Annotated in this window: 13 protein-coding genes; 6 read left to right on the top strand and 7 right to left on the bottom strand. The window is 60.2% G+C overall.

Translation table 11 applies throughout. From position 1 onward, the window contains the following. Positions 1 to 20: 20 nt before the first annotated feature. Positions 21 to 1865, top strand: a complete 1845-nt coding sequence (locus KIO76_RS25685; protein ID WP_213326408.1) for a phosphoenolpyruvate hydrolase family protein — start codon at positions 21 to 23, stop codon at positions 1863 to 1865. A gap of 219 nt (positions 1866 to 2084) precedes the next feature. On the opposite strand, the gene KIO76_RS25680 is transcribed toward KIO76_RS25685, so the two are convergent. From KIO76_RS25680 to KIO76_RS25650, 7 genes are all read right to left on the bottom strand, one after another. Then, entirely contained in the window at positions 2085 to 2525 is a 441-nt protein-coding gene (locus tag KIO76_RS25680; RefSeq protein WP_213326407.1) for an SRPBCC family protein, read from the bottom strand. A 35-nt stretch (positions 2526 to 2560) separates the two neighbouring features. Beyond that, positions 2561 to 3424 (bottom strand): phosphoenolpyruvate hydrolase family protein, encoded by an 864-nt coding sequence (locus KIO76_RS25675; RefSeq protein WP_213326406.1) that lies wholly within the window; start codon positions 3422 to 3424, stop codon positions 2561 to 2563. Beyond that, a complete protein-coding gene (locus KIO76_RS25670; protein WP_213326405.1) occupies positions 3414 to 4634 on the bottom strand; it encodes a Tm-1-like ATP-binding domain-containing protein in 1221 nt (406 codons plus the stop codon). Before KIO76_RS25670 ends, KIO76_RS25675 begins: the two co-directional genes overlap by 11 nt. Beyond that, positions 4631 to 5353: a ThuA domain-containing protein gene (locus KIO76_RS25665; RefSeq protein ID WP_213326404.1), complete on the bottom strand. Its 723-nt coding sequence runs from the start codon at positions 5351 to 5353 to the stop codon at positions 4631 to 4633. The genes KIO76_RS25670 and KIO76_RS25665 overlap by 4 nt, the downstream gene beginning before the upstream one ends. Before the next feature lie 11 nt (positions 5354 to 5364). Then, positions 5365 to 6204 (bottom strand): carbohydrate ABC transporter permease, encoded by an 840-nt coding sequence (locus tag KIO76_RS25660; RefSeq protein ID WP_213326403.1) that lies wholly within the window; start codon positions 6202 to 6204, stop codon positions 5365 to 5367. Continuing rightward, positions 6201 to 7085, bottom strand: coding sequence for a carbohydrate ABC transporter permease (locus KIO76_RS25655; RefSeq protein ID WP_213326402.1), 885 nt, complete (start codon positions 7083 to 7085; stop codon positions 6201 to 6203). The genes KIO76_RS25660 and KIO76_RS25655 overlap by 4 nt, the downstream gene beginning before the upstream one ends. 97 nt (positions 7086 to 7182) lie before the next feature. Beyond that, a complete protein-coding gene (locus tag KIO76_RS25650) occupies positions 7183 to 8424 on the bottom strand; it encodes an ABC transporter substrate-binding protein (RefSeq protein WP_213326401.1) in 1242 nt (413 codons plus the stop codon). Between the two features lie 318 nt (positions 8425 to 8742). On the opposite strand from KIO76_RS25650, the gene KIO76_RS25645 reads away from it, so the two are divergent. The 5 genes from KIO76_RS25645 (at position 8743) to KIO76_RS25625 (ending at position 13392) form a co-directional block, all read left to right on the top strand. Continuing rightward, positions 8743 to 9447, top strand: coding sequence for a GntR family transcriptional regulator (locus KIO76_RS25645; RefSeq protein ID WP_213326400.1), 705 nt, complete (start codon positions 8743 to 8745; stop codon positions 9445 to 9447). Positions 9448 to 9742: 295 nt separating this feature from the next. Beyond that, positions 9743 to 10939 (top strand): CaiB/BaiF CoA transferase family protein, encoded by a 1197-nt coding sequence (locus tag KIO76_RS25640; RefSeq protein WP_213326399.1) that lies wholly within the window; start codon positions 9743 to 9745, stop codon positions 10937 to 10939. Beyond that, positions 10936 to 11712: an enoyl-CoA hydratase/isomerase family protein gene (locus KIO76_RS25635; protein WP_213326398.1), complete on the top strand. Its 777-nt coding sequence runs from the start codon at positions 10936 to 10938 to the stop codon at positions 11710 to 11712. Before KIO76_RS25640 ends, KIO76_RS25635 begins: the two co-directional genes overlap by 4 nt. Before the next feature lie 104 nt (positions 11713 to 11816). Beyond that, positions 11817 to 12899 (top strand): ABC transporter substrate-binding protein, encoded by a 1083-nt coding sequence (locus KIO76_RS25630; protein WP_213326397.1) that lies wholly within the window; start codon positions 11817 to 11819, stop codon positions 12897 to 12899. A gap of 31 nt (positions 12900 to 12930) precedes the next feature. Further along, entirely contained in the window at positions 12931 to 13392 is a 462-nt protein-coding gene (locus KIO76_RS25625; protein ID WP_213326396.1) for a cupin domain-containing protein, read from the top strand. The last annotated feature ends 4 nt before the right edge of the window (positions 13393 to 13396 follow it).

Here is a 13396-nt window from a genome sequence, read left to right as displayed (position 1 = left end):
AGAACCACCGGGATTCGGGGATGGCCAAGGCCAACGATACCGGCCGGGACGTGGCACCTCAGGAGGGCGCGCTGCAGGAAGCCCTGCATCGGTTGAGGAATGAACTAGCGGTGACCCGGGGGGCGCGACGCCGCTTTCTCGTCGGCGCGGCGATAGGCACCGGCATGGCGGCGCAATCGGCCACGCGCGGTGGAGCGGATTTTCTCCTTGCCCTGTCCGCGGGGCGGATGCGTTGCATCGGCGAGCCCTCCATTGCCGCCATGCTCCCTCTGCGCGACAGCAATGAATTTGTGATGAGCTTCGCACCAACGGAGATCCTGCCGCGGGCGACTGTCCCTGTCTTCTTTGGCGCCGCATCTTTTGACCCGCGCCTTGACCTCGATGCCCTCATCGAGCGGATAGCGGCGAGCGGCTTCGGCGGTGTTGCCAACTTTCCAACTGCGGTGCTGATCGATGGCGCCTATCGTTCGCTCCTCGAACAGAGCGGCGTCGGTTTCAAGCGGGAACTGGACCTGCTGCGCCGGGCGAAGACGCGGGGGCTTGCGACTCTTGCTTATATCCAGAACGAAGCGGAAGCGGCTGAGGCGGCCTCCGCAGGGATCGAAATGGTCAATATTGATCTCGGGTGGAATGTTGGCGGAGTTCTTGGCGCGAGTTCCGATCTCAAAATCGAGGAAGCCGCTCTCATCGCCAACCGAATCGCGCAACGCGTACGGACGATATCACCGGGCACGCGCTGCGTTGTTGAGGGCGGACCTATCGTCAGCCCGCGACAGCTTGAGGAGTTCTGCCAAATCGCCGAGGTGGATGGCTATATAGGGGGATCGACCATTGATCGTGTGCCCTCCGAAGCGGCCATCGAAGTCGTCACCGCGGCGTTCAAGGCAATCGGCGTCCTGCGTCAGACGGTAAAAGGCATGGAACACGACCGCAGCAAGCGGCGCTTCCCGCTCGCGCTATGGGGGCATTCCCGGGCGGCGGAGGACGCACGTGCCATGTTCGCTCACCTCACGGGCACTGATCATCCCATCGTTCTTGTCGGGGAGCCGGGATCCGGCCGTAGAGACGTGGCGCGGGCGCTGCATAACGCCGGGCCTCGCAAGGCGCGCGATCTTGTCGCCATCCAATGCGCCAATCAACCAGCCGAGCGCTTGCAGCTCGACTTGTTCGGCTGCATGGCGGGGGCACATCCCACAATCAGCAAGACCCGGCTTGGCTGGCTGGAGATAGCCCATGGCTCGTCGCTCATGCTCGACGATGTCGATACGCTCCCGCGCGAGATCCAGTCCTTGATCATCGAGGCGGTGGAAAGCGGGCGCTTCTGGCGCATGGGCGGGGACAGCTCGATCCTTCTTAATGTACGCTGCCTCGGTATCTCCGGGCGCGATCTCCGAAGTTCGACAGATCATGAGGTTGATCGACGCTTTGCCGAATGGTTGGGTTGTTTCACCATAACCTTGCCACCCTTGCGCGAACGGCTTGAGGATCTTCCCACACTGATCGAGGAGGCTTTACGCGCGATCGAACGCCGACATTCCAGCCTACGGAAGAGCCTAGACGCCTCCGCGTTCCGGATTCTCGCGGACCACCCCTGGCCTGGGAATCTGCGCGAGCTCACTGCGGTTCTGGAGCACGCGGTGCTCGCTGCGTCCGGTGACGTGATCACCGAAGATCACCTTCCGCAGCTCAGTGCCCACCGCGTTTCCATCGGCAGTTTCAAATCGGAAATGGATTGGATCCTGCACGGCCTTAGGGAAAACCGGTTCCGGAAAGGCCGCGCCGCCGCTTATCTCGGCATTTCGCGCAAGACGCTCTACAACAAGATGAGGGCTTACGGCCTTCTTGCTGCCGGCGGTGAGCGCTGAAGGCGCGGTTGAGGCTTACGGATTTCACGCGGGATGACAGCGTCCTCCCGGGACGGACCGCAAGGCCCCGCCGGGGATCCATGAAGACGACACCGACCGCCATGGCGTGCGGTTCGGCGTATCTTCTTGTCCAGTGCCATGTTCATGGCTTCCAGGCCTTCGCTGACGCGAAGTCCCGGAAAGACCGGCGCGCACGTATCTTCTAAATTGCGCTTCCGCCTACCGCGCCTTCACGGCTTTCTCCAAGGCTACGATGCCCGCGCCAAAGGTATCCCGCCCGACCTGCTGGCGGATGCGCGCCTCGTCGTCCGGGCCGACATCGAAGGTCGCGTACCATTCCACGAAGGTCTTGTTGCCCTCGGTGATCGGCTTCACCGCGAAGGTCGCGACATAGTTCTCGATCGGCATGGGCGAGACGAGAATGCTGTAGGTGAAGCTGCGATCGAGATCGGAAAAGGACAAAAGGCGCTCGCGCAGGTGGCCGCCGGTCGTCGTGGTGAAATTGCGGACGCAGCCGACCTGATCGCTGGGCTTGCCGTCCTCGACCTCGCTTTTCGCGATCAAGGGGTGCCACTCGCCATGGCCGTTGTAGTCCCGCGCATAGTCCCAGACCTGATCGACGGGCGCGTCGATGATTCCGCTCACATAAACTTTGGCCATGGCGTTGCTCCCGCAGTCCTATTGTTCGAATTGGTTCAGTTCGTCCGAGGATCTCTAGGACCTGTCGCCGCGCGGCGGCGGATCGTCTTGAAGCTTCGTGTCTGCTCGGTGAGAGCGATTTCCGATGGCAGGCGCTCCATGCTGCTGGCGCCATAAAAGCCATGGCAGCTCGGGCACCGGTCGAGCACATAGCGCGCGTCCTCGGGCGTCGAAATCGGACCGCCGTGGCAGAGTACGATGACATCGCTGCGGATGGCGCGCCCGGCGGACGCGATTGTGGCGATCCGCAGGATGCAATCGTCGAGGGTCAGCGCTGTCTCGGCGCCGATCGCGCCTCCTGTCGTAAGGCCCATATGCGCGACGATGATGTCGGCGCCCGCTTCGGTCATGGCACGGGCGTCATCCTCGTTGAAGACATAGGGCGTCGTCAGCATGTTCTTGGCATGGGCGAGCCGGATGAGATCGACCTCCAGATCGTAGCTCATGCCGGTCTCTTCCAGATTGGCGCGAAACACCCCATCGATCAGGCCGACGGTCGGGAAGTTCTGCACCCCGGCGAAGCCGATCGCTTTCAGATGGTCGAGAAAACTGTCGAAATGGCAGAACGGGTCGGTCCCGTTCACACCCGCGAGAACGGGCGTGTGCCGCACGACCGGCAGGACCTCGCGAGCCATGTCAACGACGATCTCGTTGGCGTTGCCATAGGCAAGCACGCCGGCGAGAGACCCACGGCCCGCCATCCGGTAGCGGCCTGAATTGTAGATGACGATGAGGTCGATGCCGCCGGCTTCCTCGCATTTGGCCGACAGACCCGTGCCCGCGCCACCGCCGATGATGGGTTCGCCCCGCGCGATCATGGCCTGAAAGCGGGCGAGGAGGTCTTGTCTGTCAACGGCCATAGCTGGCACTCCGGACTGAATCGTCGAGCTGTTCAACAACGGCGTCGGCAAATTTCCCATCATTGATGGCATAGGGAACGCGCAGCAGCCTCCGCCGCCTGCTCTGCTTCACCGTGCGCTCAAGCGCATCGAACAGCGCAGCATCCGCTTCAGGATCATGGAAGGCCTGGCCCGGCGCATCGAGCAGGGAAACCCCTCCCTCCGGCAGCAGGAACCTGACTTCGCCTTCACAGAGGTTGAGCCGTTCGCCGATCCACTGCCCCATGAGGGCGTTTTCCTCTGCCGTGGTACGCATCAGCGTGACTTGCGGATTATGGTGATAGAACAGCCGACCCATATAGCGATCCGGCACCGTCTCGGGTGCGCCGAAATTCACCATGTCAAGCGCGCCGCAGGACCCGACATAGGGCACTCGCGACCGCGCGATCGCACCGAAACGATCGTTCGTGCAGGGAAAAATCCCACCCATCAGCTTATCGCAGACCTCGGTTGTGGTGAGATCGGCCACGGCCGAGAGAAGCCCTGAGTCGGCGAGCTTCTCCATCGACTGCCCGCCCGTGCCTGTAGCGTGAAACACAAGACAATCGTACCGCGCGGCAAGACGCTCCGTCACGGCAGTCACACAGGGTGTGGTGACCCCGAACATCGTGACGCCGACGGCCGGCTTCACGTCCCCCTCGTCGCCGCGATCCAGGCGATGGCGCACCATGCCCGCAACCGCGTGGGCGGCATTGGCAAGGACGACCCGCGAGATGCGATTGAGGCCGGCAATGTCCGTCACTGAATACATCATCGCGATGTCGCTCGGCCCGACATAGCCGGCGACCTGACCGGAGGCCACCGACGAAACGATCAGCTTCGGAGTGCCGATCGGCAGCGTCCGGAACGCCGGTGCGACGAGAGCCGTGCCCCCGGAACCGCCGATCCCGATGGTGCCGGCGACATCATCGCGTCCAGCAAGAAAAAGCCTGAACGCCTCCGTCATGGCGGCGACCGCGGAACCGCGATCGCCGGTGAAGACCGCGTCAACTCCGCCCGGGTGATGGCTGGCGATCTCGCGGGCGGAGATATCGGCGACACCGTCATGCGGCAGGGTGGCGAGATCGGCAATGACGGCCACCACGCCCTCCGCACGGATGAGGTCGCGGATATAGACGAGTTCCTCGCCCTTGGTGTCGGCGGTGCCGGCCACATAGACACGCGAGCTCACGGGATCGCCTCCGTCGGTTGAACGCGCTCGTTCACGAAGAGGTTTTCCATCATGGCCACTGGCGCGGCCCAACGGATGCCGTTGGCGATCACATGGATAATTGTCGGATCGTGATAAGTTGGAAAGGTCTCGTGTCCCGGCTGGAAATAGAAGATGCGGCCGAGGCCCCGCTTATAGCAGCAGCCGCTGCGGAACGCCTCCCCGCCTTTGAACCAGCCGAGAAAGACGATCTCGTCCGGCGTCGGCACGGCAAACGGCTCGCCATACATTTCCTCCCGCTCCAGCGTGAAATGGGCAGGAATTCCCGTCGCGATCGGATGGGACGGATCGACGGTCCAGATGTGCTCGCGCTCCCCGTCAGCCCGCCATTTGAGGGTGCAAGGCGTACCCATCAGCCGCTTGAAAACCTTAGAAAAATGTCCGGAATGCAGGACGACGAGGCCCATGCCGGCATGAACGCGAGCGCAGACCCGCGTCGCCGTGTCATCACTCACCTCATCATGATGGCGATGCCCCCACCAGACGAGCACGTCCGTCTGCTCGAGCAGTTCGTCGGGCAGCCCTTGCGATGGCTCATCGAGAGTGGTGGTACGGATCGCACCAAGGTCGTGCCGCGCCAGCCCGGCTTCAAGGGCGCTATGAATGCCCTGCGGATAGATGGCCGCCACGGCCGGATTGGCTTTCTCGTGGCGGAATTCGTTCCAGATCGTCACACGCATGGGGGCGTCCTTCATTTCAGCGCGCCGGCGGTGAGGCCGGCAACGATTTTCCGCTGCATGAGGAGGAAAAGGATGATGATTGGGGCGACGAAAACGGAGGAAAAAGCCATCACACGATGCCAATCCGCGTATTCGGCTCCGACGAAGCTGTAAATGCCGACTGTCGCGGGCTGCAGCTCCTGATCGCTCATCAGGGTCAGCGCATAAACGAACTGGCCATAGGCCTGCACGAACGCCAGCGTGCCAACGACAATAAGCGGCGTGCGCATGAGAGGCAGCACGATGCGCCAGAACGTCTGCCAATTACTGCAACCATCGACGCGAGAGGCTTCCTCCAGTTCGATCGGCACCTGCCTGAACATGGGACGCAACACAACGAGCGCGAAGGCGAGCGTCTTCGAGGTCGTCGCCAGGATCACGGCCGAAAATGTATTGAGTATGTCCAGCGTCCGGAAGATGATGAACATCGGCGTCGCAAGAAGTGCCTCGGGAAATACTTGCAGAACGAGAACAGTGATCAGCGCGGCGTCGACGATCCGGTTGCGGAGACGGCTCATCGCATAGGCGCCCATCGCGCCCATCACAAGTGTCAGAACGGTGACGGGGACCGCGATGGCGATGCTGTTGCGAAGGTACCGGACAACATTTTCCCGCGCGAAGACGTGGGCAAAGGCGTCGAGTGTTGGTCTTTGCGGAACAAGGGTCGGAGGATTCGCAAAAATCTCCGCTGATGTCTTAAGGCCCGAGGTGAACATCCAGTAAATCGGGAAAAGATAGACGGCAACGCCGCAGATCGCGATCAACGTATAGGGCCAGCCGATACGGGGCGCAGTGGCGACGCGAGCGCTCACGACAGAGCCTCCTTCTTCAGAGTGCGCACGTATAGGAGCGCGACGGCAAAGACGATGACGAAGGAGAACGTGCCGATGGCTGAGCCAATGCCGAATTTGAACTGCTGGAAGGAGAATTGATAGGAGAGAAGCGGAAGCACATTGCTCGCGTCAAGTGGCCCGCCCTGCGTCATCGCAAAGATAAGATCGAACGCTCGCATGGTATAGATGGTGACGAGACACGCGACAGCCAGGAGAGTGGCGGTGAGGCTCGGCAAGGTGATGTAGCGAAACCGTGCGACGGCACCGGCGCCATCGAGCGCTGCCGCTTCATAGAGTTCCCGCGGAATAGCGATCAGCGCCGCGGCAATCAGGATCATGCTGAAAGGCATGCCGAACCAGATGTTGGCGATCGTAACCGACGTCAGGGCAACACGCGGATCCGACAGCCAGTGGATGCCAGCATCGATGATGCCGAGCGACGTCAAGGCCGCGTTAGCAAGGCCATATTCTGTGGCGAAAATCCATTTCCACAAGGCGCCGACCACCAGGGCGGGCAGCATCCATGCCGCGAGCAGTAGGCCGCGGAGAAGACCCGCGCCCGGAAACTCCCTTGAGAAAAACAAGGCGACCGCTAACCCGATCACGAGTTGCGCGATGACGTTGACGCCGACGAAAAGAATGGAATTGACGAAAACTTTCTGGAAAGACGGGTCTGCAATAACCGCGCGGTAGTTCTCAAGACCGATGAAGGGGCGGACAAGCGACGAGATATTGCCCAGATTCACCTCCTGAACGCTCATCACCAGGTTGTAGAACACTGGAAAACCGACGAGCGCGACGAGATAGAGGACGGGTATGGCCAGGAATACATAAAGAAGAGGCTGTTGAGCCTTAGCCATCAATCAGCTCCAGAAGCTGCCAGCCGGAATGATCATCCGACTGGCACATTCTTGCGGGATGCGATCTGCGCCTGCAGGCACAGCCCGGGGTGGAAGGTCAGAGAGGCGTCTTCGCGAGAATCGGTTGGATCTTCTTCGCGGCTTCCTGCAAGGCCTGCGCCGAGGGCTTGGCACCGGTTAAAGCCTCCTGGATCGCCGTCTGGAGCGCCTTGGAGATGTCAGGCCATTGCGGATGGGGTCCACGCGCTTTGGCCGACTGCATCTGCTCGAGATAGATGCCGTAGGCTTGCGGCCACTGCGGGTTCTCGACCTTCACATCGGTACGTGGGGCCAGACGCCCCGTCTTCCAGCCCTCGTTCAGGATCTTCGGGTTCGACATGAATTCGATGAACTTGAACGCGCCCTCAGGTTGCTTGGCGCCCTTCGGCACGACGAAGACATAGCCGCCGAGAGCCGAGGCGGCGATGTTCTTGTCATCCTTCACCGGCAACAGAGTCAGCCGCCAGTCGAACTTCGCTTCCCGCTCCATGCGCGGCAATTCCCACGGGCCGCCGAAGGCGATCGCGGTATTGCCGGCCATGAATGTGTTGGCAACCTCATACTGGCGCTGGTTGATGACATCCTTGGAGATGATGCCGGCTTTCATCATCTCGACAAGGAAATCGAGCGCAGCAGCTGCCTCGGGCTGGTCGAGCTTGTCGATCGATCCCCCCGCCTGGGTTAGGAACGGTAAGAACTGGAAGACACCCTCCTCGGCCTGAATGGCGCTGAAGCCGAAGCCATAGACATTCTTGGCCGGGTCCCTCAGCTTCTCGGCTGCAGCGCGCAGTTCCGACCAGGTGCGGGGCGGTTTGTCCGGATCAAGGCCCTTCGCCCGGAACATGTCGGCATTGTAGTAGAGCGCCAGCGTGTTGGCGTCGCGCGGCACACCATAGGTCTTTCCTTGCCACTGGGCCGACGCCCACGGCCCTTGGAAGTAGATCTCAGGCTTCACCACCTCGGACTTCGCGACCAGCGGCGACAGGTCGGTCAGGGTTCCCTGGCCGGAGAAGCTCGCGACGACCGGATTGTCGAGGGTCGCGAGATCCGGCACCGAGCCGGTGGCCGTCGCCTTGATCAGTTCCGTGACCATCGAAGTCGCAGGCACCACGCGCGCCTCAATGCGATATTCGTCCTGAGCCTTGTTGAAGGCTTCGATGCCGCCATGGATCATGTCGGTGTCGAGATTGAACACATGCCATAAAGTGACCGTCTTAGGCGCTGCCATGGCCGCGGTTGAGGCAAGCGAAACGGCGGCGGCAACAGCCAGCAGCCGCATGGACAATCGTTTTGAGCTCATTGTGATCCTCCCGATCTTATCGTTGTGCGCCGAACATGGCAGCCGACGGTTACGCTTCGCAACCGCCGGCCAAAGCGACTTGGGAAAATTTGGGTAATACAAGCGGCTCACGTGGCCTGATGGCGAATAGCCGCCACGACGCCCATCGAAGAACGGGACGAGAGCGCCTCCGGCACGGGCCCCGGAACCCTCCCGGCCAGGCGCCTAGACAGGTGTGCTTATCTGCCCCTTGTTCAGCCTTCAAAAAAAAAGCTTGTCACGGACGCATTAACGTATACGTTAGCGCTCAAGCATATGGATGCGCTAACGAGTTTCAAGATGACAGGCGTAGCCGAGGCAGTATCCGAGCCGTTGTCGACGCGTTCCAACGAGCGCTCGGCTCAGGTTGCATACACAAAGATCAAGCAGCGCATCCTCGACAACGACTATGCGCCTGGTATTGCTGTTCTTGAACAGGTTCTTGCGAACGACCTGGGCCTTTCGAGAACGCCGATACGCGAGGCGCTTGTTCGGCTTGCGCAGGAGGGTCTTGTTGAGGTTGTTCCACGCCACGGGATGCGCGTGCTTCCTCTTTCACCGCAGGATATGCGCGAAATCTATGAGATCATGATCAGCCTGGAGATGACCGCGACCGAACTGCTTGCTCGCCGGCGGCCATCCCAGGGGGAGATTGAACCTCTGGTGCGCGCTTGCGACGACATGGAAGTCGCCATGGCCCGGGATGATCTGAACGAATGGGCGAAGGCGGACGAACGCTTCCATCTTTCCCTCGTGGAACTCTGTGGCAATAAGCGACTGGCAACCATGGTGATGGGCGTCTGGGAACAGTCACATCGCGCGCGGATGTTCACGTTGCGCCTGCGGCCGAAACCGGTCGACTCGACGAGAGAGCATCGCGAAGTGGTCAATGCGATTCTGCGCGGAGACAGCGACGACGCGAGACAACTTTATAAAGATCACCGCGAAAAAGCAGCGGCCGGCATGGTTTCGATCATTGAACAATACGGTTTGACGCGCCTTTGATACTGCCGGAGACCAGTATATCTCTCTGATCGCCATACTGGCCGGCATCAAAAGATGCACGACTACGCCAGAGTTCCTGGTTCCCCGAAAGGGCTAATCTGCGCGTATTTGTGGTTATGCGAGCCTAGGTAGCATCGCGGAACGATAGCTGCCCAATATCAAGAATTGAGATCCTTGCGGATCCGTAAAACATGAGGGAGTTCGAGATGCCTGTCCGCATCATCGTTGATGCTTGCCAGCATTCCGCTAAGCATTCCTACATCTCACGTCGTTGTGACGTGATTGGTTGCTCGTCATGACGCTTCCGCTCGCGGGTATTCGCGTTCTCGATGTCAGCCAGGTGATGGCTGGTCCATTCTGTTGCATGTTGCTCGGCGACATGGGCGCGGATGTCATAAAAGTCGAGCCTCCCGGCATGGGCGACCAAACCCGGAAGGCGATGGGGTTCCGCCTCCTGAGCGATGACAGCCCCGGTTTCTTTGCGCTCAACCGCAACAAGCGCAGCATTGAGATCGACTTGAAGACAGACCGGGGTAGGGATGTATTTTACAAGCTCGTCGAAACGGCGGATATACTTGTCGAAAACAATAGGCCGGGTGTGACAGAGCGTCTGAAGATTGACTATGATACACTTGCGCGGATTAATTCGCGCCTGATCTACGCAAGCATTTCAGGGTTTGGGCAAACTGGGCCGTGGTCTCAGCGCCCCGGTTTCGATCTCATCGCACAGGCTATGTCCGGCGTGCTCAGCGCCACCGGCCTGCCAGGCGCCGAGCCCGTCAAATGTGGCGTCCCAATTGCAGATCTCGGCTCCGGGATGCTCGCACTCTACGGAATTCTCAGTGCGTATATCGGCCGACAGGCTTCCGGACTTGGCCAGCATGTGGATGCCTCCTTGTTCGAAACGGCCCTCGGGCTTTCGATCTGGGAGGTGACGGAATACTGGGGAACCGGCCGCACGCCGCAGCCGTTGGGCACCGCAAACAGGATGAGCGCGCCCTATCAGGCAATCCGTGCATCGGATGGATATTTCGTTGTGGGCGCCGCAAACCAAAAGCTTTGGACAAGTCTTTGTGGCGTCATCGGCCGGCCTGATCTCGTCGATGATCCACGATTCCACAATAATGTTGTACGCTTGAAGCATCGTCAGGAGCTGATCGACGAAATCGAGCCAATCTTCAGGACGAGACCCGCGGCCGAGTGGGTGGACCGGCTGCTCGCGGTTGGAGTTCCGGCGGCTCCCGTTTTCGATTTCGAGCAAGCTCTTGCGGCAGATCATACACGAGAGCGCAACATGGTGCTCGAGATCGAGCATCCAGCTGAAGGACCTATAAAGTCACTCGGGTTTCCCGTGAAGATGAGCAGAACGCCGCAGCAGGTACGTCATGCCCCGCCGATGCTGGGGCAGCATACAGAAGAAATCCTGCGCGAGCTCGGCCTATCCCCGGATCATCTAAAGGATAATACGAAGAACGGAGCGTCCGCGTCATGAGCGAGGGAGCCGTCAGGTACCGCAGGGAGGGCGCGGTCGCGCATATCACTTTTGACAGACCGCATGCGCATAACGCGATGACCTGGAGGATGTACGAACAATTGGCTGACGCCTGCGCGGCTGTCGTAGGCGACCGGGAGTTACGCTGCGCCGTGTTTCGCGGTGCTGGCGGCCGGGCTTTCGTGGCGGGAACCGACATTGCCCAATTTCGTCATTTCACAAGCGCGGCAGACGGGTTGGCTTATGAGGCCCGGATGGAAAAATTCTTATCGGCCGTTGAGGGACTCCCCGTTCCAACCCTCGCTGTCATCGATGGCTGGGCGATCGGCGGCGGACTGGCGATCGCCGGGGTCTGTGATCTCAGGATCGCCACTCCTGATGCGCGCTTCGGAGTTCCAATCGCGCGGACGCTCGGCAATTGTCTCTCGATTGCCAACTACGCACGTCTATCGGCGGGCTTTGGCGCCTCGCGGCTGAAGAAGATGTTGATGCTCGCCGAGCCAATTGGCGCCGAAGAAGCGCTCGAGAGCGGCTTTCTGGCAGAGATTGTGAACATCGACATGCTCGACGCGCGTGTCGCGGCGATCTGCGAACGCCTGTCCGCCAACGCGCCGGTGACAATGCGGACTGCCAAGGAGGCGATGCGGCGCATTCTGCACGCGACAATGCCGAACGGAGACGATCTTGTCGCTGAGACATATGGGAGTCACGACTTCCAAGAGGGCGTCTCAGCATTCGTCGCCAAGCGGCAACCATCATGGGAAGGACGCTAGCACAGGACGGACCTGCATCCACCCGCTTGATAATCCGCCACATAGCCCATGAGGTCAAACGACAAGCAAGGCGGTCGGCCACAAGCGCACAACCGGAGGAAACAATGAAACGCACTCATCTGTTAAGGCACGCATATTTTGCCGCCGCTGCCCTTATGCTGGCCTCGCCTGGTACGGCACTCGCAGAGCAGCCCACCGCGAAGGAGGTGGTCTTCGTTCTCGGGAACAATCTGTTCTCGACGCCTGCCTTTGCGGCTGTCGAAAACGGCTACTGGGCGAAACGCGGGCTGAATGTCCGGCTCAAGTTGGTCGCGAGCGGTCGGGAAATCACGCAGGCCCTGAATGCCGGCGAAGCCCAACTAGGCGGTGCCAACATGGGCACGACAACGGCCAGCGCCCGAGCCAGTGGCAACATGATCAAGGGTGTCATTCCCTACTACAACGACGCAGCCTACATCGCTGTCGCCGGTGGTCGCGGCATTGTCGGGCGCAAGGATCGAGGAGTTACAGCGGACGCTAAATCACTCGTGGGCAAGAAAATCGGAAGCCTCGCCGGAAGCACGCAAGAGGTATATCTGCTTGAATATCTCGCGAGAAACGGTGTCGACCCGAAGCAAGTGCAGATCGTGAACGTACCTGTTCCCGATATGCCCATCTCGCTCATGCAGGGTGTGGTTGATGCCACGGTTCCATGGGAGCCTTACCTGCAACAGAGCCTGCGAGAGCTTGGCGATAATGGACTTGTGGTGAGCCGCGGTGCACCCGGCCTCGTCGCGGATGTCATCGGCGTTCTCGCGAACGAGAAATACATCGCCGACAACAAAGACCTTCTTGAGACATTCGCGCTGGGTCTTGCCGAAGGCACTCAGTTTGTGCGCCAGAATGCAGCCGAGGCGGCGAAGATTGCCACCTACCATCTCGACGGTCTGAACGTCGCCGACGCGACCGAAGGCATCAAGCACATGGCTTGGGATCCTCGCATCTCGATCTGCACAGATGAAGGCCTGCTGAAGACCGGCAATGATATGATCTCACAAGGCCTGATCAAAGGGGCCGCCTTCAAGTCTGCCAACGAATTTGCGGAGCGGAGTGTGCTCGACAAAGTCATGGAGCGCAATCCGGAGCTGTTCGCCGACCTGCCTCCGTTGCCCGCCAATCTTTCCGACTGCAAAGGCGCCTTGAACTAGTGCGCTTGAAGTCCCCCTCAAGGAGATAATGATGGTTCCTTTTGAAAAGCAGGTTGTCACTGTTGTTCGCGAGCGCAATATAGGTACCGACGTGAGCTATGAGCCGCCGCTGCGTATTGGCTTCGGTATCAACGATAAAACGGTCGACACGCCGAACGCGACTATGGGCCGGAGCATTCTTGTTCCGGGAGCGGGCCCTAATCCCACGCACTATCACGCCGCGAATGATGTGGTCTGGTATATTCTCTACGGCAAGATCAAGCTCTGGTACGCGCGCAGCGATGCAAGTGATCGCCAGGAAGTTATTCTTGAAGGGGGTGACTTCGTCTACGTGCCGGCGGGCGCAATTCATGTGATTGCCAATGCCTCAGAAACGGAAGAAGCATCACTCGTCTTTTGCTATATCGGAGTTCCAAATACTGACGCTGCAGAAACAGTATGGCTCAGCGAAGACGGCAGGACGCGACTTCAGCCAGAACCCGTACCAGCATGAGGGG

Origin of the sequence: Chelatococcus sp. YT9 (assembly GCF_018398315.1) — a bacterium.
Lineage (GTDB): Bacteria > Pseudomonadota > Alphaproteobacteria > Rhizobiales > Beijerinckiaceae > Chelatococcus.
This window is presented reverse-complemented; position numbering and strand designations above follow the sequence as displayed.